Genomic DNA, 26,045 nt, shown 5'->3' on the forward strand with positions numbered 1-26,045 from the left:
CTGTTTGTGAGGATTCCCGCCGTGAAAGGTCGTCTACTTTTGATCCCTGCGCTGCTGCTGGCGCTGCTCAGCCCCCTGGCCCATGCCGATTTGTCTGAGACCAAGGAGAACATCAAGCAGGACACGAAGGAAGCCGCCCGCAAGACCGGCCATGCGGCAAAGGAAGCTGGGCATGCGACGGCCAACGCTGCACGAGCCGTGGGGCATGGTGTGAAGAACGCGGCGCACGCGACCAAATGCGGGGTGAAGCACGTCTTCAAGAAGCCGTGTGAGAGTGACTAGAACGGCGGCAGGTCTGCCCGCTGAAGGCAACAAAAAACCCGGCGTCCTGGGCGGACTGCCGGGTTTTTGTTGTCGGGCGAGATGGACTTAAAACGGAATATCGTCGTCCATATCCTCAAAACCATTCGACGGTGCCGGCTGGCGACGTGCACCGCCGCCCTGACCACCACCTTCACCGCCGCGCGAGTAGCCGCCGCCTTGGCCTTGGCTTTGACCTTGGCTGCGGCCACCGCCGTAGCCACCACCACCACCGCCGCCGCCTTCACCGCCGCGCGAGTAGCCAGCACCGCCACCACCACCGCCACCACCCTCACCACCGCGGCCGCCGAGCATCTGCATTTGTTCTGCGACGATTTCGGTGCTGTATTGCTTCTGGCCGTCCTTTTCCCATTGGCGGGTCTTCAGGCGACCTTCGATGTAGACCGAAGAGCCTTTCTTCAGGTATTCGCCGGCGATTTCAGCCAGGCGGCCGAAGAAGGCGATGCGGTGCCACTCGGTGGCTTCCTTCATTTCGCCGCTGGCCTTGTCCTTGTAGCGGTCGGTGGTTGCCACGCGAATGTTGGTGACAGCGTCGCCGCTGGGCATGTAACGCGTTTCAGGATCGGCGCCGAGATTGCCGACGATGATGACTTTGTTGACGGACGCCATGATGAGTTTCCGAAGGTAAAAAATGAAGTGATGCCGCCGTGTTGCCCGGATTAGTGTCGGCGCAATGCCGGCATCTGCATGGGGCTCGCAATTATAAGCCAGGCAAAAGCCAGCGCGGCGCAGGTTAGGAATACGGCATGCTGCCCCGCATGCAGCAGAATCCAGCCGCCGCCCGCCCCGCCTGCAAACAGGCCCAGCGCCTGCGTCGTGTTGTACACGCCCATGGCCGCGCCCTTGCGCACGCCCGGCGCGTACTTCGATACCAGCGACGGCTGCGACGCCTCCAGCACGTTGAATCCGAGGAAGTAGACCAGCAGCGCAATCGCCAGCGCGGCGAGCGTCGGATTCATCTCGCCCAGCGCCAGTTGCGCCACCATCACCAGCGCCACAGCCGACAGCAGCACGATCTTCATCTTGCCGCGCTTCTCGGCGGCAATGATGGCCGGCACCATCAGCACGAACGACACGCCCATCACCGGCAGGTAGATCTTCCAGTGCGAATCGACGGGCAGGCCTGCGGCTTCCAGCATGTGCGGCAGCACGACGAACAACGCCGTCTGCGTGGCATGCAGGGCGAACACGCCAAAGTTCAGGCGCAGCAGTTCGGGGTTGCGCAGGACTTCACGGAACGGTGCCTTCATATGCTCGGGCGGACGCGGAGGGTTGGGCACAACCCACAGCACCACGCCGATGGCGACGATGGCCAGCACGCCAATCGCCGTGAACATGCCCGGCATGCCGACCCAGCGGAAGATGACCGGCGCACTCACGATGGCCACGGCAAACGACAGGCCGATGCTTCCGCCGATCATGGCCATGGCCTTCGTGCGATGCTCCTCGCGCGTGAGGTCGGCCACGAAGGCGATCACCGCCGACGAGATCGCCCCCGCGCCCTGGATGGCCCGCCCCACGGCAATGCCCGCGACGCTGTGCGAAAAAGCCGCCACCAGGCTGCCCACCGCAAAGATCACCAGACCCGTGACGATGACCGGCTTGCGTCCGAAGCGGTCCGATAGCCAGCCGTAAGGGATATAGAGCAGCGCCTGCGTGAGGCCATACACACCGATGGCGAAAGCGACGAGTTGGGTGTTGTTGCCATCGGGCAGCGTTTTCGCGAACACCGCGAAGACCGGCATGATCATGAACAAACCCAACATGCGCAGCGCGAAGATGCCGGCCAGCGAGGCAGCCGCGCGCAGCTCAAGGCCATTCATACGGCCGGAGGCGGAAGTCATGGATGGGGAAGCGGAGGACATGGTGCGGAAACCGCCGCGAAAACCAGGAAGAAAAGCGGCGACAAGAACACTTGAACGGTTTCACGGATTGCCCCATCTGGGAGCAGATACCAGCAAAACCGAAGTTCGGTATATTAGCAGGCTTACCCTTTTCCACCCTCCCGCCGATTGCCGCAGGCGGTCCGCACTCCGACGCCGCATTCAGCAGCACTCAGCCGCACATGGACGAAATCAAGATTCGTGGGGCCCGCACCCACAACCTGAAGAACATCAACCTCGATCTGCCGCGCAACCAGCTGATCGTGATCACCGGGCTTTCGGGGTCGGGCAAGTCGTCGCTCGCGTTCGACACGCTGTATGCGGAGGGGCAGCGGCGCTATGTGGAATCGCTGTCGGCGTATGCCCGTCAATTCCTGCAATTGATGGAAAAACCCGACGTGGACCTGATCGAAGGTCTGTCGCCGGCCATTTCCATCGAGCAGAAGGCCACCAGCCACAACCCGCGCTCCACAGTCGGCACCGTGACCGAGATCCATGACTACCTGCGTCTGCTGTACGCGCGTGCCGGTACGCCTTACTGCCCCGATCACGGACAGCCGCTGGAAGCGCAAAGCGTGTCGCAAATGGTGGATGCCGTGCTGGCGTTGCCGGCCGATACCAAGCTGATGATCCTGGCGCCCGTGGTGGCCAACCGCAAGGGCGAGCACGTCGACCTGTTCGAAGCGATGCAGGCGCAGGGTTTCGTGCGCTTTCGCATCCGCTCGGGCGGCGGTACCGCGCACGAGGCTGAAGCCAAGGTCTACGAAGTCGACAACCTGCCCAAGCTGAAGAAGAACGACAAACATTCGATCGAGGTCGTCGTCGACCGCGTGAAGGTCAACCCGGAACTCAAGCAGCGCTTGGCCGAGTCGTTCGAAACCGCGCTGCGCCTGGCAGACGGCCGCGCCATCGCGCTGGAAATGGACACGGGCAAAGAGCACGGCTTCAGCTCAAAGTTCGCCTGCCCGATCTGCTCGTACTCGCTGCAGGAGCTGGAGCCGCGGCTGTTCTCGTTCAACAACCCGATGGGCGCCTGCCCGCACTGCGACGGGCTGGGCCAGATCACGTTCTTCGATCCGAAGCGCGTGGTGGCCTTTCCGAATCTGTCGCTGGCGTCCGGCGCGATCAAGGGCTGGGACCGCCGCAATCAGTTTTACTTCCAGATGCTGCAGAGCCTGGCGGCGTTCTACGACGTCGACATCGATGTCGCGTTTGAAGACCTGCCGCCCGAGACCCAGCAGATCGTGCTGCATGGCTCGGGCAAGCAGCAGATCCCGTTCACGTACATCAACGAGCGCGGCAAGACCACGGTGCGAGAGCACGCGTTCGAGGGGATCATCCCCAACCTGGAGCGGCGCTACAAAGAGACCGACTCCATCGCCGTGCGCGAGGAGCTGGCCAAGTACCAGAACAACCAGCAGTGCCCGGAGTGCCACGGCACCCGCCTGCGCCGCGAAGCGCGCTTCGTCAAGATTGGCGAAGCCGACCAGGCACGCGGCATCTACGAGATCAACGGCTGGCCGCTGCGCGATGCGCTTACGTATTTCCTGACGCTGAACATGCACGGCGCCAAGCGCGAGATCGCCGACAAGATCGTCAAGGAGATCACTGCGCGCCTGAACTTCCTGAACAACGTCGGGCTCGATTACCTGTCGCTGGAGCGCAGTGCCGACACGCTCTCGGGCGGCGAGGCGCAGCGCATCCGCCTGGCGTCGCAGATCGGCTCGGGGCTGACCGGCGTGATGTACGTGCTGGACGAGCCGTCCATCGGCCTGCACCAGCGCGACAACGATCGGCTGATCGGCACGCTCAAGCACCTGCGCGACCTCGGCAACTCGGTGCTGGTGGTGGAGCACGATGAAGACATGATCCGCGCGTCGGACTACGTGGTCGACATCGGCCCCGGCGCCGGCGTGCACGGCGGCCAGATCATCGCGGAGGGCACGCCCCAGCAAGTCGAGCAATCGCCGGCGTCGCTGACGGGCGATTACCTGTCGGGCAAGCGCCGCATCGAGGTGCCCAAGCAACGCACGGCGCCCGATGAAGAGCGCTGGCTGCGCATCATCAACGCCAGCGGCAATAACCTGAAGAACGTGTCGGCCGATATTCCGATCGGGCTGCTCACCTGCATCACGGGTGTGTCGGGTTCCGGCAAGTCGACGCTGATCAACGACACGCTTTACCACGCGGTGGCGCGCCATCTGTATGGCTCGACGCCGGAACCGGCTGCGCACGATCGCATCGACGGCCTGGAGCATTTCGACAAGGTCATCAACGTCGACCAATCTCCGATTGGCCGCACGCCGCGTTCGAACCCGGCCACCTACACGGGCCTTTTCACGCCGATCCGCGAGCTGTTTGCCGGCGTGCCGTCGGCCAAGGAGCGCGGGTATGACCCCGGCCGCTTCTCGTTCAACGTCAAGGGTGGCCGCTGCGAGGCATGCCAGGGCGACGGCGTGCTGAAGGTCGAGATGCACTTCCTGCCTGACGTGTACGTGCCGTGCGACGTATGCCACGGCAAGCGCTACAACCGCGAAACGCTGGAAGTGCTCTACAAGGGCAAGAACATCACCGAAGTGCTGGAGATGACGGTGGAGCAGGCGCACGAGTTCTTCGCGCCGGTGCCGGTGGTACGCCGCAAGCTGCAGACGCTGCTGGACGTGGGCCTGGGCTACATCCGCCTTGGGCAATCGGCGACCACGCTGTCGGGCGGCGAGGCGCAGCGCGTAAAGCTGTCGCTGGAGCTATCGAAGCGCGACACAGGCCGCACGCTCTACATCCTGGATGAGCCGACCACTGGCCTACACTTCCACGATATCGAGCTGCTGCTGAAGGTCATTTACAAGCTGCGCGACCACGGCAATACGATCGTCATCATCGAGCACAACCTCGACGTGATCAAAACGGCAGACTGGCTGCTCGATCTCGGGCCCGAAGGCGGCGCCGGCGGCGGGCAGATCATCGCCAAGGGCACCCCCGAGGATGTGGCGAAGAGCAAGGCTAGCTTTACCGGCAAATACCTTGCGCCGCTGCTCAAGCGGAAGTAAGCGACATCATTCGGCAACAAAGAAGCGCAGTTTCGGCTGCGCTTTTTTTCGGCAATGCGGGGCGTCAGTGGCCCGCAGGCGCTGTCTCGGTTTCCACTTCATCTGCGTGTTTCATACGGCTGCGATTCAACGCGCCCGCTTCATCCAGCACCGGATATGCGGCCGCGCAGAACAACGAGTTCAACCGCTTGAAATCGCTGATGATGTCCAGATGCAGCGAACTGGTCTCGATGCTCTCGGCCGTCTGCGCGGACACCCGCGTGAGGTGACTGCGCGAGTAGCGTTTCTCTAGATCGCGGAAGTGCGCCTTTTCCAGCATCAGCTTCTGCGCGCTGCGCAGGTCGCCCGTCAGGAACACCGACAACGCCAGCTTGAGGTTCGTGACCAGGCGCGCATGCATGTCTTCCAGCTCTTCCATGCCGGCCTCGGAAAAGGCCAGCTTGTGTGCGATCTTCTTCTCGCGCACGTCCTGCAGCATGCGGTCGAGAATGTCGCCGGCGTGCTCCAGATTGATGGTGAGCGAGATGATGTCGGCCCAGCGTTTTCCCTCGCGCGCGTCCAGGGCTTCGTGGCTCAGCTGCGTGAGATAAAGCTTGATGGCGGTGTAGAGCGCATCGACCTCGTCGTCGATGGCGCGGGTGGTTTGCAACAGGCGCACGTCGTTGGTTTTGAGCACGCGCAGGGTGTTGTCGAGCATGTGCTCAACGCGATCGCCGATGCGCAGCACCTCGCGCGACGCATTGCCCAACGCCAACGTTGGCGTGGCCAGCGCAGAAGGATCGAGGTAGCGCGGCGCAACGAGATCGTCGATATGCGCGCCGCCCGGCAGGATGCGCGCACACAGGCGCGCCATCGTATCGGTGAAGCCGATCAGCAACACCGCCAACGCCACGTTGAACACCACATGAAACGCCACGACCACGTGCTGTGGCGCGACGCCCGCGTGCGGCGCCCACTCCGCCAGCTTGTCCAGAAAGGGCAGCGCCAGCGCGGCGCCCAGCATGCGCGAAAGCAGGTTTCCGAGCGTTGCGCGGCGTGCGGCTTGGCTCGATGAGGGCGTGGTCGCCAACGCGGCCACGGCACTGCCGATGTTTGCGCCCAGCACAATCGCAAAGGCCACCTTGACCGACACCGCAGCCGACGCTGCCAGCGTCGCGCAGAACAGCACGACAGCCAGACTCGAATAGCACAGCAGCGTGAGCACCGCGCCAATCAGCATGTTCAGGCCGGTGTCTGACGAGATGGAGCCCAGCAGCACACGCAGCGCATTGGCTTCCACCATCGGGCTCGACGCGATCGAGATCAGCTCCAGCGCCATCATGATCAGGCCCAGGCCGATCAGCACCCGCCCAAAATGCCCCACTGCACTGCCCTTGCGCGACAGATGCAGGATCACGCCAAAGAAGATCAGCAGCGGCGACAGCCACGACAAATCCAGCGCAAATATCTGCGCCATGATGGCGGTGCCCACGTTGGCACCCAGCAGGATCGCCAGCGCCGACGACACACCCATCAGCCCTTGCGCAACAAAGGCGCCGACGATGGTGGCCGTCGCGTTACTGCTCTGCACCAGACACGTCACGCCAATGCCGGCCAGCAGCGCAGAGAACCGATTCGACACGCTGCGTGACAACAGGCGACGCAAGTCCGCGCCGTAGAGGCGCAACATGCCAACTTTGACGGTCTGCGTGCCCCATACCAACAGGGCGACGCCAGAAAGCAGCTTAAGCAGGGTGATCATTGTTGCCGTGCAGTCTTGCTTATTTAGTCAGAGCCACCCGCAGGCCCAGCCCGATGAAAATGCAGCCGCTCACCCGGTCGAGCCACAGCGAGGCACGCGGCGTGCGGCGCATCCAACCGCCCAGCGCGGCCGCGCACCAACCGTAGATGCTGAACACAACGATGGTCTGCGCCATGAACACGCCGCCCAGCAGCAACATCTGCAGCGCCGCATGGCCGGCCTGCGCATCGACAAACTGCGGCAGGAACACCACGAAGAACAACGTCACCTTCGGGTTGAGCAAATTGGCAAAAACGCTCTGGCGATATACCTGCCACAGGTCGGGCGCCGCCTGCGCTCCAGCATGATTCAGGCCGATGCCTCCCTTGCTGCGCAGTGCCTGAATGCCCAGCCAGATCAGATACGCCGCTCCCAGCCAGCGGATCGCCTGGAACGCCACAGGGGACGATTGCAGCACTGCAGCCAGCCCAAGGGCCGCCAGCGTCGTATGAAACAGGCAGCCCGACGCAAATCCCGCCGCCGCCGACAGACCCGCTTTACGGCCCTGGCTTGCGCCGCGCGCAATCACTTGCAGGTTGTCCGGCCCGGGCATCACCGTGATGGCAATCGAAGTCAGCAGGAAGAGCAATACGTGAGGCATCGACGTCTCCCGGGGGGCGCAGGGGAAGTGGAAAGGATCATGCTACTGCGCGTGGCAGTAGTGCGTCATATTTTTGTCACATGAGCGTATGCGACTGGCGCATCACGCATAGGCAGCGGGTGGCCGCTCAGTGTCCATCAAAGCGGCAGACCGTGAAGAGCGGCAGCCCGCCCTCGATCAGCAGTTGTGAGCCGCCCAGCTCGGGCAGGTCGACAATCGCCGCGCCCTCCACCACCGTCGCGCCCAGCCGTTCAAGCAGGCGCTTGCCGGCCATCATGGTGCCGCCGGTGGCAATCAGGTCGTCGATCAACAAGACGCGATCGCCTGGCTTGCAGGCATCGGCGTGGATTTCCACCGTCGCGCTGCCGTATTCGAGCATGTACTCCTCGGCCACCGTGTTGAAGGGCAGCTTGCCTTTCTTGCGGATCGGCACAAAGCCGAGGTTCAGCTCATACGCCACGATCGAGCCAAGGATGAATCCACGCGCATCGATGCCTGCCACCAGATTCAGCCCCTGCCCCATGTAGCGATGGACGAACACATCCACCAGCACGCGCAGGCTCTTCGGGTCCTGCAACAGCGGCGTGATGTCGCGAAACATCACCCCGGCCTGCGGCCAATCCGGCACCGTGCGGATGCGGTCGCGCAGGTAACGCGATACATCGCCCAGTTCAGTGGAAGCGGGAATGGACGACGGCGTCAGTAGCGCCGCCTGGTGAGGAGGAACTTGGTTCATGGCAAAAACAGGAAAGCAGGAACGTGGTCTGCGGTAATGGGCTACCACCCGGGCCGAATGGCGCCGAACCACAATGGGCAAACCCAAACCATACAGGAGACACGGCGATGGCAAAGAAAATTCTGATGCTGGTCGGCGACTACGTGGAGGACTACGAAGTCATGGTCCCCTTCCAGGCGCTGCAGATGGTCGGCCACACGGTGCACGCCGTCTGTCCGGACAAGCGCGCTGGCGATTCCGTCGCGACCGCCGTTCACGATTTCGAAGGCTCGCAGACGTACTCCGAAAAACCCGGCCATCGGTTCACGGTCAACGCCACCTTCGCCGACGTCGACCCGGCAACGTATGACGCACTTGTCGTGCCCGGCGGCCGCGCGCCCGAATACCTGCGGCTGAACGCCCGCGTGCTCGACGTCGTGCGGCACTTCGCCCATGCGGACAAACCCATCGCGGCCATCTGCCACGGTGCGCAGTTGCTGTCGGCGGCGGGTGCGCTGGAAGGCAAGGCGTGCTCGGCATATCCGGCATGTGGACCGGAAGTCACGGCGGCAGGCGGCACGTTCCAGGACATCCCCGTCGACCAAGCCCACACCGACGGCAAGCTGGTCACAGCGCCCGCGTGGCCGGCACATCCGGCATGGTTGGCACAGTTTCTTGAAGTCCTGGGCACGCGGGTTCTACACTGATCCGGTTGCCCGCACGCCGGGCGCCCCAGGAGCCCCCGGCCATGTGCGAAATCTTCATCCGCGCCAATCCCCATTCCTACGACAGTCTCGCGCGTTCGCTACGCCTGCACGGCGTGGCGACCAGCGTGCGGCTGGAGTGCCTGTTCTGGGAGGTGCTCGAAGAGATTGGCCAGCGTGATGGCCTGACGGTCAACCAGCTCATCAGCAAGCTCTATGACGAGTTGTTTGAGCGTCGCGGCGAGGTGGCGAACTTCGCGTCGTTCCTGCGCGTCTGCTGCCTGCGCTATCTGATGCTGCAGCAGGAAGGGCGCATTCCGGCTGATACACGGGTGTCGATCAGCTCGCTCGATGCCGCGGCGGTGCTGGACGGCCTGCCGGCCAACATGGCGGATGCCCCGCCGCCGCGCCGCTCGCGCGGGCCGCTGCTGGAAACGTTCATCAAATAAGCGCTGGCATCAACGCGGCGAGAGCCGCTCCTCCGCCATCTGCAGCCCCTCGGGGGTGCCGCGCAGCACAACGATATCGCCCAGCTCCAGCACGGTGTCTGGATCAGGATCGAGCGCGCGAATGCCCTGGCGCCGGATCGCCGTGACCGAGGTCTTGAACGTCTCCAGCCCCATCGTGCCGAGCTTGTGGCCGATGGCAGGCGAGCCTTTGGCCAAAGGCACCGAATGCAGGCGCACGGCGTCGCGCTCCAGCATGTCTTCCTCGTCGTCCTGACCATGGAAGTAGCCGCGCAGCAGGCTGTAACGTGCGTCACGCATCTCCTGCGCGCGGCGCACCACGCGGCGCAGCGGCACGCCCAGCAGCACCAGCGCATGCGAGGCCAGCATCAGGCTACCTTCAATGATCTCGGGGACAACCTCGGTGGCGCCGGCTTGCTGCAGGCGATCCAGGTCGGCATCGTCGATGGTGCGCACAATCACGGGCAGGGTCGGCTCCAGCGCCTGCACGTGGTGCAGCACCTTCAATGCGGACGCCGTATCGGCATACGTAATGGCGACCGCCGCTGCACGGTGGATACCGGCAGCCACCAGCGACTCGCGCCGCGCCGCATCGCCATAGACGACATGCTCGCCCGCGGCCGCAGCCTCGCGCACGCGGTCGGGGTCCAGGTCGAGCGCGACATAGCCGATGCCTTCCTGCTCCACCATGTGCGCCAGGTTCTGGCCGCTGCGCCCGTAGCCGCAGATGATGACGTGGCGCTCGGTGGCGATGCTCTGCGCGGCAATCTTCGTCATTGCCAGCGATTGCATCAGCCAGTCCGTGCGCGACAGCCGCATGGCAATCACGTCGCTGTACTGAATCAGGAACGGCGCCAGCAGCATCGACAGCAGCATCGCCGCCAGGATCGCTTGGCCGAGCAACGGGTCGATCAGTTTCATCCCGTCAATCTGGTTGAGCAGCACGAAGCCGAATTCACCGGCCTGCGCCAGCCCGAGAGCCGTACGGATCGCCGCACCGCCACCGGAACCGAAGGCCCGCGCCAGCAGCGCAATCAGCACGAATTTGAACAGCACCGGCGCCATCACCAGGCCCAGCACCAGCGCCCAGTGCTCGAAGACCACGCGCGGGTCCAGCAGCATGCCGACCGTCACGAAGAACAGCCCCAGCAGCATATCCCGGAACGGCTTGATGTCTTCTTCCACCTGCAGCTTGTACGGCGTTTCCGACACCAGCATGCCGGCCAGAAATGCCCCCAGCGCCATCGACAAGCCCAGCCGCTCGGTCAGCGCCGCCATGCCCAGCGTGACCAGCAGCAGGTTCAGCATGAACAGCTCCTGCGAGCGCCGCGCCGCCACCAGGTGGAACCAGCGCGACAGCAGCTTCTGCCCCAGGAACAGGATCAGCACCAGCGCAACGGTGATCTTCAGAGCTGCAATCGACAGCGTCAGAACCAGGTCGCTCGGATTCTTGCCCAATGACGGCACCACGATGAGCAGCAGCACCACAGCCAGATCCTGGAACAGCAGCACGCTGATGATGTTGCGGCCGTGCTCGGTTTCCAGTTGCAGGCGCTCGGCCAGCATTTTCGACACGATGGCCGTGGACGACATCGCCAACGCGCCGCCCAGCGCCAGCCCCGCCTGCCACGACAGCGGGTACCAGCGCGAAAGCAGCATCGATACCGGAATCGTCAGCAGCACGGTCAGCACCACCTGTGACGCGCCAAGGCCCAGCACCAGCCGTCGCATCGAACGAAGCTTGGAGAGGTTGAACTCCAGGCCGATCGAGAACATCAAGAACACCACCCCGAACTCAGCCAGGTAGCGGGTCTGAGCAGAATCGGACTCCAGCCCCGTCGCCTTCGGCCCAATCAGCACACCCACCACCAGGTAGGCCAGCATCGGCGGCAACTGCAGCATGCGGAACAGCACCACGCCGATCACGGCGGCGGCCAGCAACACGAGGGTGAGTTCCAGCGGCGAATGCATGCGACGCGAAAAAACCAATCGAAAGGGGTTGGACAGGAGGGCCGGATGCCGCGCATCAAGACGGTGCGTGCGCAAGCGAGCACGCAGGCGCTGCAAGACCGATGCCAGGATGTAAACGAAGAACGCGATACGCGAGACGCCGCAGAGCAAAAAATGACGGCGTGGCGACGGGAAGAAAGTGATTTGGAAGCCGAATGCCGCGGCGCAGCAAAACGGAGCGCCCGCACGCTCCGCCCACTCCCCGCAAGTCAAGTCCCAATGCGCCACCAGCGGCCGAGGACTATGTCAATCGTTGTTATACTTCGCCGCCATGATAGCGAATTTCAATCCGGACCGAGCGCTTGCGCTGGCGCAGCAAACCTTCGACATCGAAGCGCAAGCCGTACTCGGTCTCAAAACCCAGGTGTCCGCCGACTTTGCGCGCGCGGTCGAAATGGTGCTCGGCTGCACCGGCCGCGTCGTCGTGTCCGGCATGGGCAAATCGGGCCACGTGGCGCGCAAGATTGCCGCCACGCTGGCCTCGACCGGCACGCCGGCGTTCTTCGTGCACCCGGCCGAAGCCAGCCATGGCGATCTCGGCATGGTCACCCGCGACGACGTTTTCATCGGCTTTTCCAATTCCGGCGAAGTGTCGGAGCTGAACGTCATCCTGCCGCTGGTCAAGCGGATGGGCGCCAAGCTGATCGCCGTCACGGGCAACCCGGAGTCCTCGCTCGGCAAGCACGCCGACGTGGTGCTCAACTCGCATGTCGATGTCGAAGCCTGCCCGCTGAACCTTGCTCCCACCGCCAGCACCACGGCGCAGATCGCGCTGGGCGATGCGCTGGCCGTGGCCGTGCTCGACGCACGCGGCTTCGGTGCAGAAGACTTCGCACGCTCGCATCCGGGCGGATCGCTTGGCCGCAAGCTGCTAACGCACGTGCGTGACGTCATGCGCGCCGGCGACGCCATCCCCCGCGTGGACCAAGACACGCCGCTGTCGCAGGCGCTGATGGAAATCACCCGCAAGGGCATGGCGATGACCGCCGTGGTCGATGCCGATGGCCACGCCGTGGGCGTCTTCACCGACGGCGACCTGCGCCGCCTGCTCGAAACCCCGCGCGACTGGCGCACGGTGCCCATCCACGAGGTCATGCACCGCAACCCGCGCTCGGTCGGCCCCGACCAGCTCGCCGTCGAAGCCGTCGAAGTCATGGAAACGCACCGCATCAACCAGTTGCTGGTGGTCGATGCCGCCGGCCTGCTGGTCGGCGCGCTGCACATCCACGACCTGACGCGGGCCAAGGTCATCTGACCCGCCCACGCCACTGATGACCACCCCGGCCGATCCTGTCCACAGCAACATCGACGCACGCTTTCCGCAGGCAATGGAACGCGCCGCGCGCGTGCGCCTGATGGTGTTCGATGTGGATGGCGTGCTGACCGACGGCCGCCTGCTCGTGGGCCCCGAGGGAGAAATCAGCAAGGCGTTCGACACGCTCGACGGCCACGGCATCAAGCTTCTGGCACAGGCCGGCGTCACGCCGGCCATCATTACCGGACGGCAATCCGAAATCGTCGCCTGGCGCGCCGGGGAACTCGGCATCGAACATCTGTACCAAGGCGTAGCCGACAAGCGCGAGGCGTTTGCCCACCTGTTGGCGGCCACGCAACTTGAGGCCACAGACGCCGGCTACATGGGCGACGACTGGCCCGACCTGCCGGTGATGACGATGGTGGGCTTTACCGCCTGCCCCGCCCAGGCCCATGCCGAACTGCGCAGCCGCGCCCATTACGTGGCCCAGGCTACGGGCGGGCGAGGCGCCGTGCGTGAAGTCGCCGACCTGATCCTCAAGGCCCAAGGCGCCTACGACGCCCTGCTCGCGCAATTGCTGCAAGCCCCGCAAACCTTCTGACTCCATGGCCAGCGAACGCTCCCAACGCCTCGTCTCCACCGTGCTGCAAGTCATGCTGCGCGGGCTGCCGATCCTGCTGATGGCGATTGTCTGTGGCGTCACGTTCCTGCTCGTGCAGGTCAACACGCCACAAACCGACGAAACCGCCACCCAGCCCAAACGCCACATCGCCGACTACACCATGGACGGCATCTCGGCTACGGCGCTGGACGAGACCGGCACGACCAAGTACCGCTTCACCGGCGTCCACATGAATCACTATGAGGACGACCTGACCTACGACGTCACGTATCCCGCGCTGCGCGTATATGCGCCCGACCGCCCCCAGGTCACCGCCCGTGCGGACCTGGGCAAGATGAACGGCGACGGCACCATCATCGATCTCTACAACAACGCCAAGGTCATCCGCGCGCAGGGACCCGACGCCCGCCAGGACCCGCTGATGACGGCCGATTCGACCTACTTCCAGGTGCTGCTCAACGACGACATCGTGCGCACCGACAAGCCCGTCGAGCTGCACCGTGGGCCGTCGATCATGAACGCCAACGGCCTCACCTTCAATAACGTGACGCGGCAAGTACAATTGCTGGGCAATGTGCGCGGCCGAATCGAAGGGCTGGGGGCGCCGAAGCAGTAAACTCTGCCCCCGACACCTGACAACGCCCACCGACCGCGCCCTTCTCCGACGTGATCCCCATGACTGATTCCCTCCGTGCTGCCGGCCTCGCCATTGTCGCTGCGCTGCTGCTCCCGGCCCTGCCCGCGCACGCTGAGCGCGCCGACCGCGACAAGCCGCTCGTCCTTGAAGCCGACAACGCCAGCTACGACGATCTGAAGCAGGTCTATCACTTGACCGGCAACGTGGTGCTGACCAAGGGCACCATGGTGCTGCGCTCCGATCAGGCCGATCTGCGCACCGACCCCGAGGGCTACAACTACGCCGTCGCCACGTCCAAGCCCGGCAATCTCGCCTTCATTCGCCAGAAGCGCGACAACGTCGACGAATACATCCAGGGTTGGGGCGAGCGCATCGAATACGACGGCAAACAAGAGATTTCCAAGCTGATCGCCCGTGCACGCATGGAGCGCCTGCAAGGCGCAACGCAGCTCGACGAGATCCGCGGCGCCGTCATCACGTACGACGGTCAGAAGGAGTTCTACACGGCCTCCGGCGGCGCGGAAAACGCCACCTCGGCCAACCCGTCGGGCCGCGTGCGCGCGGTTCTCGCACCGCGCACAAGCACGCCTGCCGCGCCGGCATCTACCCCGGCCGCCAAGCCCTGATCCGCACTGCCTGTCTTTTCTGTTTCGCTTATGTCTGCCACCACCCTCGCCCCCAAAACTGCAGCGCCGCAGGCCACGACTTCCAGCACGCTGGTCGTCCGCCATCTGAAGAAGCGCTACGGCACGCGCACGGTGGTCAAGGACGTGTCGCTTGACGTGAAAAGCGGCGAGGTGGTCGGCCTGCTCGGCCCCAACGGCGCGGGTAAGACGACTTCGTTCTACATGATCGTCGGCTTGGTGGCGCTGGACGCCGGCGACATCGTGCTCGACGGCGAGCACATCAGCCGCCTGCCGATCCACCAGCGCGCGCGCATGGGCCTGTCGTATTTGCCGCAGGAAGCGTCGGTGTTCCGCAAGCTCAACGTGCAGGAAAACATCCGCGCGGTGCTCGAGCTGCAGGAGCAGAACGGCAAGAAGCTGTCGCAAGACGAAGTCAATCGCCGCCTCGACGGCCTGCTCGACGACTTGCAGATCGCCCACTTGCGCGACAACCCCGCACTGTCGCTCTCGGGTGGTGAACGCCGCCGTGTGGAGATTGCCCGCGCGCTGGCCTCATCGCCACGCTTCATCCTGCTCGATGAACCGTTTGCCGGTGTCGATCCAATCGCGGTAGGCGAGATTCAACGCATCGTCAGCTTCTTGAAAGACCGCAACATCGGCGTGCTGATTACCGATCACAACGTGCGAGAAACGCTGGGCATCTGCGATCACGCCTACATCATCAGCGAAGGCACCGTGCTGGCCGCGGGCATGCCAGAGCAGATTATCGAAAACGAGGATGTACGCAAGGTGTATCTGGGCGATAACTTCCGGATGTAAGCCACGACGCACGCTTACGCCTTAAGGACGTGGCAAAGCCGCACCTTAAAGCAAAATCCGTTCCATCGGCCGAGTGTTGGGCATAGAATAGCCCGCATGAAACAGTCGCTCCAGCTCCGCCTCTCTCAGCATCTCGCGCTTACGCCGCAGTTGCAGCAATCGATCAGACTGCTGCAGTTGTCGACCATCGAACTGCAGCAGGAAGTTGAGCAGGCCTTGACCGAAAACCCGCTGCTGGAGCGGGAAAACGAGTGGCTCGACACCTCTGCGCGCATTGGCGCAGACGGCTCCGTGAACGCGCTGCAAAGCAACAGCGCCACACCCCTGCCCACCGAATCACCCCCGCCCGTACCCAACGGTGCCGACAGCGGCGACAGCTCGGAAAACAGCTACGAAAACGGTCACGACAGCGGCGCCGATTTCGACAGCGATTACGGCTCCGACCGCTCCGACTGGAGCCTTGACGACTTCGCCCGCAAACCGCAATCCGACGAAGACGACCGCGCCCCGCTGCAGTTACGTGAGGCCGAGCAAAGTCTGCGCGAATTCCTCATGGAACAACTCGCGCCGCTCAAGCTGTCCATGCGAGACAAGGGCCTCGTCATCTTCCTGATCGAATCCCTCGACGACGAAGGCTACCTCTCTGGCACGCTCGACGAAATCCTCGCCGATCTGCCTGCCGAACTTGAAGTCGAACTCGACGAACTGCAAGCCACGCTGCGCATGCTGCAGAGCTTCGACCCGCCTGGCGTCGGCGCGCGTTCAGCTGCTGAATGCCTGTCACTGCAATTGCATCGGCTCGATTCGCCCGCGAAGGCGCTGGCGCTCACCATCGTCAATCAGCATCTCGAACTGCTGGCCGCGCGAGACTACACACGCCTGAAGAAAGCGCTGTCCGTCGACGAGCCAGCGCTGAAGGCAGCGCATGAGCTGATTCGTTCACTGGCACCGTTTCCGGGTCATGCATTCGGGCGTGCTGAAGCGGATTTCGTGGTGCCCGACGTGATCGTGCGCAAGACCAGCGCAGGCTGGATGGCGCAACTGAACCCCGACGTCATGCCGCGCCTGCGCATCAACGACATGTACGCGCAAATCCTGCGCAGCAGCCGCGGTGAATCGGGCGCCGCCAATCTGCAGCAGAAGCTGCAGGAAGCACGTTGGCTGATTAAGAACATTCAGCAGCGCTTCGATACGATCCTGCGTGTCTCGCAAGCCATTGTCGAGCGTCAAAAGAGCTTCTTCACGCACGGCGAAATCGCCATGCGCCCCTTGGTTTTGCGGGAAATAGCCGATACACTGGGTCTACACGAGTCCACGATCTCCCGTGTGACGACCAACAAATACATGGCGACCCCGATGGGGACGTTCGAGTTGAAGTACTTCTTCGGCAGCCATGTATCGACGGAAACCGGCGGGGCCGCGTCATCCACTGCGATACGCGCGCTCATCAAGCAACTTGTAGGAGCCGAAGACCCGAAGAATCCTCTGTCCGATAGCAGAATTGCCGAGCTGTTAGGCGAACAAGGATTCGTGGTGGCCCGTCGGACGGTGGCCAAATACCGCGAAGCCCTCAAGATCCCTGCAGTGAATTTGCGCAAGTCTTTATAGCCGCATCGCGGGCAGTTCCGGTGCGGCTCATCTTGAGAAGGAGAACCGCTATGAACTTCAAACTCAGTGGACACCACCTGGACATCACGCCCGCTTTGCGTGAGTACGTGGAAACGAAACTGGAGCGTGTGATCAGGCACTTCGATCAGGTGATTGGCGTCAGCGTGTTGCTATCGGTCGATAACCACAAGGAGAAGGATCGGCGTCAGTACGCGGAAATCAACTTGCACCTCAAGGGTAAGGACGTCTTCGTCGAATCACACCATGAAGATCTTTATGCGGCCATCGACCTACTCGTCGATAAACTGGACAGGCAAGTGATCAAGTACAAGGACCGCGTGCAGGGGCACGATCGTGACAGCATGAAGCACCAAGCCTTCCAGGCCGTGCAGATGCAGCAATAGCAGGACGGCACCGCAAAAACCGCGCCCCGAGTTGGCGCGGTTTTTTTATGCCGTGGTGCATTCGTGACGAATCCGATTGCAACGGATTTAAGTCGGGCTAAAATCTGACGAAAGTATGAATGCTGGCGTGGCGCGGCTTTTGGCGCGATGCTGGCTAAAACAGGGTCGATGCCGTGCGCACAGTGCCGGCACCGGCTGATCGCAGCCCTGGGGATTCGCCTCTCTGCCCTGCGTGGTGCACCGCTGGTGCACCGCACAAAGCTGCGCGGCACGTGGTCTATAATGACCTCATTGTCCGCGCGCCATTTTGGTGCAGAAGGACGCCGCTCATTTCACGCATTGCACATGAATCGCTTGGCCAAACTGCTGCCGCCCGGGAACATTGCCCTCGACGTCAGCGTAACCAGCAAGAAGCGGGTATTTGAACAAGCTGGCCTGCTGTTCGAGAACAACCACGGCGTGACGCGCGCAGTCGTCACCGACAACCTGTTCGCGCGCGAGTCGCTTGGATCCACGGGTCTGGGCGCCGGCGTGGCGATCCCGCATGGCCGCATCAAGGGGCTCAAACAACCGCTGGCAGCCTTCATGCGCCTATCCGAACCGGTGCCTTTTGAGTCGCCGGACGGCAAACCTGTCTCACTGCTGATCTTTCTGCTGGTGCCCGAACAGGCCACCCAGCAGCATCTGGAAATCCTCTCTGAAATCGCCCAGCTGCTGTCCGACCGTGACATGCGCGAAGGCCTCGCCACCCTGCCGTCGCCCGAGGCGATTCATCAGCTACTGACCGACTGGCGGCCCTGATCGCGGCGCGATCGGTGGCAAGCGCAACCGATTGCGAACGCGCTATGCCCCGTCGGCACCACTGTGCCCTGCTATGGAACTGACCGGCGTCATCGCCCAATCGATCTTTGACGACAACGCAGCTGATCTAAAGCTGTCGTGGGTCGCCGGCCTGGAGGGCGCGGACCGCGCGTTCGATGTGGATTTCGCCAAGGAGGCGACATCTGCAGCTGACTTAGTCGGGCACTTGAACCTCATCCACCCGAATCGCATACAGGTGCTCGGCAAGCCCGAGATCACCTACTACCAGCGCTTGTCGGAAGAAAACCGCAAGCGCCAGATGGGCGAGTTGATCCTGCTGGAGCCACCCTTTCTGGTGGTGGCCGACGGCGTGGATCCGCCGCCCGATCTGGAGCTGCGCTGCACACGCTCGTCCACGCCGCTGTTCACGTCGCCGATTTCATCGGCCGCGGTCATTGACCATCTGCGCTTGTATCTGTCTCGCATCTCGGCACCGCGCGTGACGATGCACGGGGTGTTTCTCGACATCCTCGGCATGGGCGTGCTGATCATGGGTGATTCGGGCCTGGGCAAAAGCGAATTGGGCCTGGAGCTGATCTCGCGCGGTCACGGTCTGGTGGCCGATGACGCGGTCGATTTCGTTCGCCTCGGGCCGGACTTTATCGAAGGCCGCTGCCCGCCGCTGCTGCAGAATCTGCTGGAAGTGCGCGGGCTGGGCCTGCTCGATATCAAGACGATCTTCGGTGAGACGGCGGTGCGCCGGAAGATGAAGATCAAGCTGATCGTGCAGCTCGTGCGCCGCAACGATGGCGAGTTCGAGCGTCTGCCGCTCGATTCACAATACCTCGATGTCCTCGGTCTGCCGATCCACATGGTGAAGATCCAGGTGGCAGCGGGCCGCAACTTGGCCGTGCTGGTCGAGGCGGCCGTGCGCAACACGATCCTGCGCTTGCGCGGCATCGATACGTTGCGCGACTTCATGGACCGCCAGCGCGCCGCCATGCAAGCCGAAGCCGCTTCCCACTCGCCTCAGGGTCGTCTGCTTTAACAAAGCCGCCACAAAGTTTCGTATTCAGACCGGTTTACCCTAGTTTTCGCTGCGAAACGTCAACCCGACGTGCGGCCGCCCCGTTGTGGGAGGGAATGCGCCGAGCACACAACGCGGCGGCGTTCATCGCGAGCGCGGCGGCTTGTTTTCGCCCGCTCTTCTGACGGTACCAAGGAGAATACGACGATGAAACAACTGATTGCCGCTTGCGCCCTGGCGCTCCCGTTCCTGGCCGGCCAAGCTTTCGCCCAAGGCAGCGCACCCGCAGCCGCGCCGGCGGCACCTGCTGCCGCCCCGGCAGCCAAGAATTCGCAGCAAGACAAGATGAAGCAATGCAACATGGACGCCGCTGGCAAGAAGGGCGACGAGCGCAAGGCTTTCATGAAAGGCTGCCTGTCGGACAAACCGGCCGCGGCCGCCAAGCCGATGACGCAGCAGGAAAAGATGGCAGCCTGCTCCAAGGCCAACAAGGGCAAGAAGGGCGACGAGTACAAGAACGCCCAGAAAGCGTGCCTCTCGAAGGGCTGAGCATTCCCTTAACCTCGCTCGAAAAAAGGCGGCCGGATCGGTCGCCTTTTTTGTTGGTCGCTGCTTTGCAACACAGGGATGCTATCCTCGCGGCATGCGGATCATTCTCATCACCGGTATGTCGGGTTCAGGGAAATCGGTCGCCCTGAACGTGCTCGAAGACGCAGGTTACTACTGCGTCGACAACCTGCCCGCGCAGTTCATCCCCGAACTGGCGCGCTATCTGGCGGACCAGGGTTATACGCATCTGGGCGTGGCCACCGACATCCGCAGCCGGGAATCGCTGCGCAAGGTGCCCGAGACGGTCACCGTGCTGCGCAAGGAACACGACGTGCGCATGCTGTTTCTGACAGCAAGCACGAATGCCCTGGTGCAGCGCTATTCCGAGACGCGCCGCCGGCATCCGCTGTCGATCCGTAACGGCCGCCCCGATACCGCTGCCAACGTGCAAGCGGCCGCCAAGGGCCTAGACACCTCGCTCATCGAAGCAATCGAAATGGAGCGGGAGCTGCTCAGCCCGCTGGCCGATCCGGCGCATCGCATCGACACCAGCACGCTGCGCACGAACGCCCTGCGCGCGTACATCAAAGAGTTCATCAGCGACGAGCCGCATGACATCACGTTGATGTTCGAATCGTTCGGCTTCAAGCATGGCGTACCGACCGATGCCGATCTCGTCTTCGACGTGCGTTCGCTGCCCAACCCGTACTACGACACGCAACTGCGCCCCCTCACCGGGCGCGACCAGCCCGTCATCGATTTCCTGCAAAGCCAACCGATGGTGCTTGCGATGGCAGAGGACATCCGCGCCTACGTCGAAAAGTGGCTGCCGAGTTTCATCGCCGACAACCGCAGCTATTTGACCGTCGCGATCGGCTGCACGGGCGGTCAGCATCGTTCCGTGTACATCGCAGAACGGCTTGCCACGTACTTCCGTGCGCATGGTAATGTGTTGGTCCGCCACCGCGAATTGGCCGTAGACGGCTGAACCGCGCGCCAGACACATTCACCGCGCCGGCCAGCCTCATTTGGATGCGGCTTCTTGCGCGGCGCCACGCGAAAGTCTTGCCGCCGTCTGCTGAAAGCCCGTCCATGCAAGAAGACATCGCTCTCTCACCGTTCTCGCCGTTGCCGCCGCTGCCCACCGAGCTGTCGCTGTTTCCGCTGCATACGGTGCTGTTTCCCGGCGGCCTTCTCCCCCTGCGCATTTTCGAAGCCCGCTACATCGATATGGTGCGCACGTGCCTGCGCGACAAGACGCCGTTCGGCGTCTGCCTGATTGAGCGCGGCAACGAAGTGGCCACCACAGACGGCACAACCGTACCAGTCGACGTGGGCTGCATCGCCCACATCGTCGAATGCGACATGGAGCAGCTCGGCCTGCTGATGATCAAGGTGCGCGGCTCGCAGCGCTTCAAGGTACTGTCGTTCGAGACTACGCCCGACGGCCTCATGCGCGGTACGGTCGAGCCCATCGGCGCAGACGTGGAAGACTGCAAGGGCGAACTTTTCGACGACTGCGTGGGTGCCCTGCGCCGCATCATCACCACACTCGGATCACGCGAAGATGGCAACGTCCCGATGGCGGAACCCTATGAGTGGACCAGCCCGAGCTGGGTCGCGAATCGACTCTGCGAACTGCTACCGGTGCCACTCAAGGCCAAGCAGAAGCTGATGGAACTGATGGACGCCGGCATGCGCATCGAGATCGTCCATCGCTACATGAAGCAGCATCACATTCTGTGATGCCGTATCAGCCAACCCGGGCCGGGTTGGCTAGATCAGGCTTGGCTGCACCAGCGTCTCCAGCGCCAACTTCACCGGCGCGGGCAATCCCACTGAATTGAGTTGGGCAAGCGGTACCCAGCGCCAGTCGTCGTCGAGCTCGGCGGGCGTGCCGATCTCTGCGCGCAGCAAGTGCATATGCAGGCGGAAGTGCGTGAAGGTATGCGTGAGCGCGCCTGCCATTTCCACGGTCGAGACCGCGCCATATACCTGCGCGGCGCGACGCACGGTGCCCACATCCAGCGGATGCTCATCCAGCGCGTCGTCCATCTCGCCCACCAGCGGCAAAGACCACAACCCGCCCCAGATACCGCGTTGCGGACGACGCTGCAGCAGGACCGCGTCGGCGTGCAGCGCGATGACGAGCGTCGCGGCACGCTCGGGTATCGCCTTACGCGGGCGCGGCACGGGCAATTCCATCACGCGATCGGTACTGCGCGCTTCGCATAGCGATTCGAGTGGACAGGCGCGTTCGCCCGTCAGGCATGCCGGTTTGCCACGCGTGCAGACGGTGGCCCCTAGGTCCATCAAACCCTGCGTGTACGGCTGAATACCTTCGGCTGGCGGCAGCACGGTTTCAGCGACGCGCCACATGGTGTCTTCCACGCGCTTGTCGCCAGGAAAACCGTCGATGCCGAACACACGGGCAAACACGCGTTTGACGTTGCCGTCCAGAATGGCCGCGCGCACGCCGTACGAAAACGCGGCGATGGCCGCCGCAGTCGAGCGGCCGATGCCCGGCAGCGTCGCAAGCACGTCGGGATCGCGCGGGAAGATGCCGCCGTGCTCCGCCACCACGATCTGCGCGCAGCGATGCAAGTTGCGCGCGCGCGTGTAATAGCCGAGGCCGGCCCACGCTGCCATCACGTCGTCTGCCGGCGCAGCGGCCAGCGCCTGCACGGTCGGGAAGCGCTCGATGAAGCGTGCGTAGTAGCCCAGCACCGCGCTCACCTGCGTCTGCTGCAGCATGATCTCTGAGAGCCACGTGCGATATGCATCGCCCGTGTTCTGCCACGGCAAATGGTGACGGCCATGACGCTGCTGCCAAGCGATGACGCGCACGGCGAAATCATCTGGTAGCGAAGGCAGAACGGCAGCAGGTTGCGCGGCGCGGCGCGTGCGGCGGGGGGTGGCGGTCATGCGTGTGATGAGGAAACGGCGAACTGAAGATGCGCGCTGGCGGCGATCCTACCAGAACGAAAAAAGCGCCCGCAGGCGCCTTCTCCGTGACCAACGATACGCGTCAGGCCGCGACGGACTGCCGCTCCAGAATCGTCCCGGCCGCGAGAATGCGGTCGGTGTACTGGGCGATCATGCCGCTGCGCTCATCCAGCGTATTGAGCAGCGCCTCGAGTTCGGTGATTCGCGCTTCCAGCGTATCGGTCGCCTCGTGAATGCGCTCGATCGAATCCACGCGCTTGCGCAGTTGCTTCTGGTGATCGCGCACCTGAGCTTCCAGCGGTGTCATGACGGACTTCAGCCAGATCTCGATGTCACGGTTCATGTCCTGAAAGGTATCCAGCACGCGGCTGGCCACCGTCGAGAACGCTCCATGCACGAGTTGCGGCTTCGGACGGGTCAGGAAGCTGAACGCGCCAAAGTGGTTGTGCGCGAGCATCAGCGTTTCTTTCAGATCGGCGTCGTAGCGCGTGCCCAGGAAACGCAGCGGCGGCGACAGCGTGAAACCGTGCTCGGCGTTGAACTTCTTGTACATGCCGTCGACCATCTGGTGCAGTTGGTCGATGCGGTTGGCGGCATCGCGCACCAGGCCCGTCAGGTGGCCGAAGAGCTTGTCCATGTCGTCGCGCAGGCCGCGCGAGAACACGCGCTCCTTCATCTTCTCGCGCGCCTCACGCATCGTCGAGCGAATCTGCTTGAGTTGCACACTCTTGATGATCTCCGCGCTGTGGCGGCCGAACACCGTACGCAGCGCCTGGAACTTGGCGATGCTCTGCTCGAACTCTTCCTTCTCGCCCTGCACGCGCATCAGCATGTGCTTGACCATCGTGTGGTTCTTGCCGCGCAGGCCGCGCAACTCGAACAACTGCTCGACGATGTCGCGGCGGCGCATCTGCAGCAGTTGCTGCGCGCCGGTGGCCATGTCCTTCACCGCCAGTTGAACCTGCTCGGTCACAATCTCGCGACGCTGCGGAATCAACTGATCCGACAGCACCGACTCCAGCTCCGGCAGCCGGCTCTTGGCCAGCAACTCATGGTCATGGCTGACCTTGGCCACCAGACCCTTCTGCGCCGACACTGGATACACGCGCTCGACATCGATATCGAGCACCTGCGCCGTCGTCATAATCTGGCGGCTGACTTCGTTCTCGACTTCCTCTTCGGACTTGAGCGGATCCCACAGGCCATCGACCTTGTTGAGCACCGCGATGCAGCCTTTGCGCTGGCCACCGCCCACGTGCGAGCGCCACAGCTCCAGATCGCTCTTGGTCACGCCGGCATCCGCTGCCAGCACGAACACGACGACGTGCGCATCCGGAATCAGGCGCAGCGTCAGCTCCGGCTCGGTACCAATCGCGTTCAGGCCCGGCGTATCCAGGATCACCAGGCCCTGCTTGAGCATCGGGTGCGGGAAATTGATGATCGCGTGACGCCACTTCGACACTTCGACCGTGCCTGCGGCATCCACCGAGAACGCAGCGTCGGGATCGGCGTCGTTATATAGACCCAACTGCTCGGCTTCTTCCTTGGGCACGCGCACGGTTTCCACCACGTGGCGGAACGCTTCGAGCATGCCTTCGGGCGACGACGGATCGAGCGGCACCGACAGCCAGTGGCTGCCCGCATCGCGAAAATCGGCCGTCGATGCATCATGCAGACGCGTCTCGATCGGCAGCAGGCGGATCGACGGCGGATAGCTTTCGTCGTACATCAGCTCGGTCGGACACATCGTGGTCCGGCCCGCCGACGACGGCAAGATGCGGCGGCCAAAGTCCGCAAAGAAGATGGCGTTGATCAGCTCACTCTTGCCGCGAGAGAACTCGGCAATGAAGGCGACTTTGAGCTTGTCGCTGCGCAAGACGCCGCGGATGCGCTGCGCGCGCATGTCAGCCTGCGCGTCGTACAGCTCCTGGGCTTGCAGCCAGTCTTGGAATTCCCCCACCGACTGCAGTACCGAAGCGCGCCAGGCGCTGTACTGCTCGAACTGTGTGCTCAGTGTGTTGTTCATCGTTCTGTCTTATTGTGTGCGCGACCCGACCGCAACAAAATGCGCGCGCCCCTCGACATCGCTGTTCCGCTCAATTACGGCACAGAAATGCACAAATTTAGGTGGAACGATACAGGGAACCGCCAGCTTCCGGGCGAACTTTCCGCAAGGTTCTCCAGCCCGGGCAGACAAGTGTTGCGGGATGCCATCGGCGGCCAGACACCCCACTTCAAAAACCTTGCGAAATGACGACCAGATCGCTCCAGCGCGACGTCTCCAGGCGGCTTTCGATGCCCCTGGCAGGGCGGTCAGCGCTGGCAGGTGGGGCAGTAGAAAGTGGAGCGCTGCCCCTGGACGATCTGGCGGATCGGCGTGCCGCACACTCGGCACGGCAGACCAGCGCGGTCGTACACGAAGGCTTCGAGCTGGAAGTAGCCGCTTTGTCCGTCTGACCCGACAAAATCGCGCAGCGTGCTCCCGCCCCGTGCGATGGCATCGGCCAGCGTGGTGCGAATGGCATCGGCCAGCGCCGCATAGCGTGGCCGGCTGATGCGGCCCGCCGCCGTGGTCGGCCGGATACCGGCGCGAAACAGACTCTCCGAACAATAGATATTGCCGACGCCGACCACGATATCGCCTGCCAGCAGCGCCGACTTGATGGCAACCCGGCGCCCGCGCGTGCGGGCAAACATCCAGTCGCCGTCGAATCGCGCATCGAACGGCTCAATGCCGAGACTACGCAGCAGCGGGTGTTCGGCCAAGCCGGCTTCGTCGCCGGCGTGCCAGAGCACGGCGCCAAAGCGGCGCGGGTCCCGATAGCGCAGTGTGATGGGTACGCCAGTTGCGTCGGCGAGTTCGATATCGACGTGATCGTGCGGGCCGGGCGGCACGGGCGCCTCCAGCACGCGCAACGTGCCGGTCATGCCCAGGTGGATCAACAGCCAGCCGCCTGTGGCCTCGGCATCGGCGTGGCTTGCGGATTGGCTTACCGCGGGCATGCATTCGATGAGCAGGTATTTACCCCGGCGCAGCAAGCGCGTGACAGTGAGGCCCGCGAGCAACTCCGGCAACGCCGGATCGATCGGCCAGCGCAAGCCGTGATGGCGCACCACCGCGCGCACGATACGTCGCCCCGTAATATGCGGTAGCAAACCCAGGCGAGTGACCTCGACCTCCGGCAACTCAGGCATCGAACCTCCATCCCATGTGCTGCTCCAA

Annotated in this window: 25 protein-coding genes; 16 read left to right on the forward strand and 9 right to left on the reverse strand. The window is 63.4% G+C overall.

Going from position 1 to position 26,045, the window contains the following annotated elements; genetic code table 11:
* Positions 1–21 precede the first annotated feature (21 nt).
* Positions 22–282: a hypothetical protein gene (locus BM136_RS17140; RefSeq protein ID WP_024976699.1), complete on the forward strand. Its 261-nt coding sequence runs from the start codon at positions 22–24 to the stop codon at positions 280–282.
* A gap of 87 nt (positions 283–369) precedes the next feature.
* On the opposite strand, the gene BM136_RS17145 is transcribed toward BM136_RS17140, so the two are convergent.
* The gene (locus BM136_RS17145) at positions 370–930 is read right to left on the reverse strand and encodes a single-stranded DNA-binding protein (protein WP_092973390.1); all 561 of its coding nucleotides are present in this window, start codon (positions 928–930) and stop codon (positions 370–372) included.
* Positions 931–980: 50 nt separating this feature from the next.
* Positions 981–2,144: an MFS transporter gene (locus tag BM136_RS17150; RefSeq protein WP_175537167.1), complete on the reverse strand. Its 1,164-nt coding sequence runs from the start codon at positions 2,142–2,144 to the stop codon at positions 981–983.
* A gap of 242 nt (positions 2,145–2,386) precedes the next feature.
* Here BM136_RS17150 and uvrA point away from each other — a divergent pair, with 242 nt between their 5' ends.
* Positions 2,387–5,251 (forward strand): excinuclease ABC subunit UvrA, encoded by a 2,865-nt coding sequence (gene uvrA / locus BM136_RS17155; RefSeq protein ID WP_092973394.1) that lies wholly within the window; start codon positions 2,387–2,389, stop codon positions 5,249–5,251.
* Positions 5,252–5,315: 64 nt separating this feature from the next.
* On the opposite strand, the gene BM136_RS17160 is transcribed toward uvrA, so the two are convergent.
* The 3 genes from BM136_RS17160 to BM136_RS17170 all read right to left on the reverse strand — a co-directional run bounded on the left by BM136_RS17160 (position 5,316) and on the right by BM136_RS17170 (position 8,368).
* Positions 5,316–6,992 carry a Na/Pi cotransporter family protein gene (locus BM136_RS17160; protein WP_092973396.1) on the reverse strand — a complete coding sequence of 559 codons (1,677 nt, stop codon included), beginning with the start codon at positions 6,990–6,992 and terminating at the stop codon, positions 5,316–5,318.
* Between the two features lie 19 nt (positions 6,993–7,011).
* Positions 7,012–7,632, reverse strand: a complete 621-nt coding sequence (locus BM136_RS17165) for a LysE family translocator (protein WP_092973398.1) — start codon at positions 7,630–7,632, stop codon at positions 7,012–7,014.
* Between the two features lie 127 nt (positions 7,633–7,759).
* Positions 7,760–8,368, reverse strand: a complete 609-nt coding sequence (locus tag BM136_RS17170; RefSeq protein WP_175537157.1) for an adenine phosphoribosyltransferase — start codon at positions 8,366–8,368, stop codon at positions 7,760–7,762.
* Positions 8,369–8,475: 107 nt separating this feature from the next.
* Here BM136_RS17170 and BM136_RS17175 point away from each other — a divergent pair, with 107 nt between their 5' ends.
* Entirely contained in the window at positions 8,476–9,054 is a 579-nt protein-coding gene (locus BM136_RS17175) for a DJ-1/PfpI family protein (protein WP_092973400.1), read from the forward strand.
* 41 nt (positions 9,055–9,095) lie between these two features.
* Positions 9,096–9,500 carry a ribbon-helix-helix domain-containing protein gene (locus tag BM136_RS17180; protein WP_092973402.1) on the forward strand — a complete coding sequence of 135 codons (405 nt, stop codon included), beginning with the start codon at positions 9,096–9,098 and terminating at the stop codon, positions 9,498–9,500.
* A 9-nt stretch (positions 9,501–9,509) separates the two neighbouring features.
* Here BM136_RS17180 and BM136_RS17185 read toward each other — a convergent pair whose 3' ends face one another.
* The gene (locus tag BM136_RS17185) at positions 9,510–11,489 is read right to left on the reverse strand and encodes a monovalent cation:proton antiporter family protein (protein WP_092973773.1); all 1,980 of its coding nucleotides are present in this window, start codon (positions 11,487–11,489) and stop codon (positions 9,510–9,512) included.
* Between the two features lie 310 nt (positions 11,490–11,799).
* On the opposite strand from BM136_RS17185, the gene BM136_RS17190 reads away from it, so the two are divergent.
* The 12 genes from BM136_RS17190 to BM136_RS17245 all read left to right on the forward strand — a co-directional run bounded on the left by BM136_RS17190 (position 11,800) and on the right by BM136_RS17245 (position 21,622).
* Positions 11,800–12,783, forward strand: a complete 984-nt coding sequence (locus BM136_RS17190) for a KpsF/GutQ family sugar-phosphate isomerase (protein WP_092973404.1) — start codon at positions 11,800–11,802, stop codon at positions 12,781–12,783.
* A 16-nt stretch (positions 12,784–12,799) separates the two neighbouring features.
* Positions 12,800–13,384 (forward strand): KdsC family phosphatase, encoded by a 585-nt coding sequence (locus tag BM136_RS17195; RefSeq protein WP_092973406.1) that lies wholly within the window; start codon positions 12,800–12,802, stop codon positions 13,382–13,384.
* Between the two features lie 4 nt (positions 13,385–13,388).
* Positions 13,389–14,021, forward strand: coding sequence for an LPS export ABC transporter periplasmic protein LptC (gene lptC / locus BM136_RS17200; protein WP_092973408.1), 633 nt, complete (start codon positions 13,389–13,391; stop codon positions 14,019–14,021).
* A 59-nt stretch (positions 14,022–14,080) separates the two neighbouring features.
* Positions 14,081–14,668, forward strand: coding sequence for a lipopolysaccharide transport periplasmic protein LptA (gene lptA / locus BM136_RS17205; RefSeq protein WP_092973410.1), 588 nt, complete (start codon positions 14,081–14,083; stop codon positions 14,666–14,668).
* Between the two features lie 30 nt (positions 14,669–14,698).
* A complete protein-coding gene (lptB, locus tag BM136_RS17210) occupies positions 14,699–15,487 on the forward strand; it encodes an LPS export ABC transporter ATP-binding protein (RefSeq protein ID WP_004633384.1) in 789 nt (262 codons plus the stop codon).
* A gap of 96 nt (positions 15,488–15,583) precedes the next feature.
* Positions 15,584–17,095, forward strand: a complete 1,512-nt coding sequence (locus BM136_RS17215; RefSeq protein ID WP_092973412.1) for an RNA polymerase factor sigma-54 — start codon at positions 15,584–15,586, stop codon at positions 17,093–17,095.
* 50 nt (positions 17,096–17,145) lie between these two features.
* Entirely contained in the window at positions 17,146–17,499 is a 354-nt protein-coding gene (gene raiA, locus BM136_RS17220; protein ID WP_004633388.1) for a ribosome hibernation-promoting factor, HPF/YfiA family, read from the forward strand.
* A 345-nt stretch (positions 17,500–17,844) separates the two neighbouring features.
* Positions 17,845–18,300 (forward strand): PTS IIA-like nitrogen regulatory protein PtsN, encoded by a 456-nt coding sequence (ptsN, locus tag BM136_RS17225; RefSeq protein WP_012761097.1) that lies wholly within the window; start codon positions 17,845–17,847, stop codon positions 18,298–18,300.
* A 73-nt stretch (positions 18,301–18,373) separates the two neighbouring features.
* On the forward strand, positions 18,374–19,348 hold the full coding sequence (gene hprK / locus BM136_RS17230) for an HPr(Ser) kinase/phosphatase (protein WP_004633393.1): 975 nt from the start codon (positions 18,374–18,376) through the stop codon (positions 19,346–19,348).
* A gap of 186 nt (positions 19,349–19,534) precedes the next feature.
* Positions 19,535–19,876 (forward strand): PsiF family protein, encoded by a 342-nt coding sequence (locus BM136_RS17235; RefSeq protein ID WP_027678303.1) that lies wholly within the window; start codon positions 19,535–19,537, stop codon positions 19,874–19,876.
* Positions 19,877–19,970: 94 nt separating this feature from the next.
* Positions 19,971–20,864: an RNase adapter RapZ gene (gene rapZ, locus BM136_RS17240; RefSeq protein WP_027678304.1), complete on the forward strand. Its 894-nt coding sequence runs from the start codon at positions 19,971–19,973 to the stop codon at positions 20,862–20,864.
* Positions 20,865–20,968: 104 nt separating this feature from the next.
* Entirely contained in the window at positions 20,969–21,622 is a 654-nt protein-coding gene (locus tag BM136_RS17245; RefSeq protein ID WP_092973414.1) for an LON peptidase substrate-binding domain-containing protein, read from the forward strand.
* A gap of 30 nt (positions 21,623–21,652) precedes the next feature.
* Here the strand turns inward: BM136_RS17245 and mutY are convergent, their stop codons facing one another.
* The 3 genes from mutY to mutM all read right to left on the reverse strand — a co-directional run bounded on the left by mutY (position 21,653) and on the right by mutM (position 26,017).
* Entirely contained in the window at positions 21,653–22,801 is a 1,149-nt protein-coding gene (gene mutY, locus BM136_RS17250; RefSeq protein WP_092973416.1) for an A/G-specific adenine glycosylase, read from the reverse strand.
* A gap of 103 nt (positions 22,802–22,904) precedes the next feature.
* Positions 22,905–24,848, reverse strand: a complete 1,944-nt coding sequence (locus BM136_RS17255; RefSeq protein WP_092973418.1) for a dynamin-like GTPase family protein — start codon at positions 24,846–24,848, stop codon at positions 22,905–22,907.
* Positions 24,849–25,135: 287 nt separating this feature from the next.
* Positions 25,136–26,017: a bifunctional DNA-formamidopyrimidine glycosylase/DNA-(apurinic or apyrimidinic site) lyase gene (gene mutM / locus BM136_RS17260; protein ID WP_092973420.1), complete on the reverse strand. Its 882-nt coding sequence runs from the start codon at positions 26,015–26,017 to the stop codon at positions 25,136–25,138.
* Between the last annotated feature and the right edge of the window lie 28 nt (positions 26,018–26,045).

This window comes from Ralstonia sp. NFACC01, assembly GCF_900115545.1.
Classification (GTDB): domain Bacteria; phylum Pseudomonadota; class Gammaproteobacteria; order Burkholderiales; family Burkholderiaceae; genus Ralstonia; species Ralstonia mojiangensis.

What these genes read in the sequence shown, in the direction of transcription:
- BM136_RS17255 (WP_092973418.1), bottom strand. Translation starts at nt 24,848, where the DNA reads ATGAACAACACACTGAGCACACAGTTCGAGCAGTACAGCGCCTGGCGC.
- BM136_RS17180 (WP_092973402.1), top strand. Translation starts at nt 9,096, where the DNA reads ATGTGCGAAATCTTCATCCGCGCCAATCCCCATTCCTACGACAGTCTC.
- BM136_RS17160 (WP_092973396.1), bottom strand. Translation starts at nt 6,992, where the DNA reads ATGATCACCCTGCTTAAGCTGCTTTCTGGCGTCGCCCTGTTGGTATGG.
- BM136_RS17215 (WP_092973412.1), top strand. Translation starts at nt 15,584, where the DNA reads ATGAAACAGTCGCTCCAGCTCCGCCTCTCTCAGCATCTCGCGCTTACG.
- BM136_RS17185 (WP_092973773.1), bottom strand. Translation starts at nt 11,489, where the DNA reads ATGCATTCGCCGCTGGAACTCACCCTCGTGTTGCTGGCCGCCGCCGTG.
- BM136_RS17235 (WP_027678303.1), top strand. Translation starts at nt 19,535, where the DNA reads ATGAAACAACTGATTGCCGCTTGCGCCCTGGCGCTCCCGTTCCTGGCC.
- lptA (WP_092973410.1), top strand. Translation starts at nt 14,081, where the DNA reads ATGACTGATTCCCTCCGTGCTGCCGGCCTCGCCATTGTCGCTGCGCTG.
- BM136_RS17245 (WP_092973414.1), top strand. Translation starts at nt 20,969, where the DNA reads ATGCAAGAAGACATCGCTCTCTCACCGTTCTCGCCGTTGCCGCCGCTG.
- BM136_RS17190 (WP_092973404.1), top strand. Translation starts at nt 11,800, where the DNA reads ATGATAGCGAATTTCAATCCGGACCGAGCGCTTGCGCTGGCGCAGCAA.
- BM136_RS17145 (WP_092973390.1), bottom strand. Translation starts at nt 930, where the DNA reads ATGGCGTCCGTCAACAAAGTCATCATCGTCGGCAATCTCGGCGCCGAT.
- BM136_RS17175 (WP_092973400.1), top strand. Translation starts at nt 8,476, where the DNA reads ATGGCAAAGAAAATTCTGATGCTGGTCGGCGACTACGTGGAGGACTAC.
- ptsN (WP_012761097.1), top strand. Translation starts at nt 17,845, where the DNA reads ATGAATCGCTTGGCCAAACTGCTGCCGCCCGGGAACATTGCCCTCGAC.
- BM136_RS17150 (WP_175537167.1), bottom strand. Translation starts at nt 2,144, where the DNA reads ATGAATGGCCTTGAGCTGCGCGCGGCTGCCTCGCTGGCCGGCATCTTC.
- BM136_RS17170 (WP_175537157.1), bottom strand. Translation starts at nt 8,368, where the DNA reads ATGAACCAAGTTCCTCCTCACCAGGCGGCGCTACTGACGCCGTCGTCC.
- uvrA (WP_092973394.1), top strand. Translation starts at nt 2,387, where the DNA reads ATGGACGAAATCAAGATTCGTGGGGCCCGCACCCACAACCTGAAGAAC.
- BM136_RS17195 (WP_092973406.1), top strand. Translation starts at nt 12,800, where the DNA reads ATGACCACCCCGGCCGATCCTGTCCACAGCAACATCGACGCACGCTTT.
- mutY (WP_092973416.1), bottom strand. Translation starts at nt 22,801, where the DNA reads ATGACCGCCACCCCCCGCCGCACGCGCCGCGCCGCGCAACCTGCTGCC.
- mutM (WP_092973420.1), bottom strand. Translation starts at nt 26,017, where the DNA reads ATGCCTGAGTTGCCGGAGGTCGAGGTCACTCGCCTGGGTTTGCTACCG.
- BM136_RS17165 (WP_092973398.1), bottom strand. Translation starts at nt 7,632, where the DNA reads ATGCCTCACGTATTGCTCTTCCTGCTGACTTCGATTGCCATCACGGTG.
- rapZ (WP_027678304.1), top strand. Translation starts at nt 19,971, where the DNA reads ATGCGGATCATTCTCATCACCGGTATGTCGGGTTCAGGGAAATCGGTC.
- lptB (WP_004633384.1), top strand. Translation starts at nt 14,699, where the DNA reads ATGTCTGCCACCACCCTCGCCCCCAAAACTGCAGCGCCGCAGGCCACG.
- hprK (WP_004633393.1), top strand. Translation starts at nt 18,374, where the DNA reads ATGGAACTGACCGGCGTCATCGCCCAATCGATCTTTGACGACAACGCA.
- raiA (WP_004633388.1), top strand. Translation starts at nt 17,146, where the DNA reads ATGAACTTCAAACTCAGTGGACACCACCTGGACATCACGCCCGCTTTG.
- lptC (WP_092973408.1), top strand. Translation starts at nt 13,389, where the DNA reads ATGGCCAGCGAACGCTCCCAACGCCTCGTCTCCACCGTGCTGCAAGTC.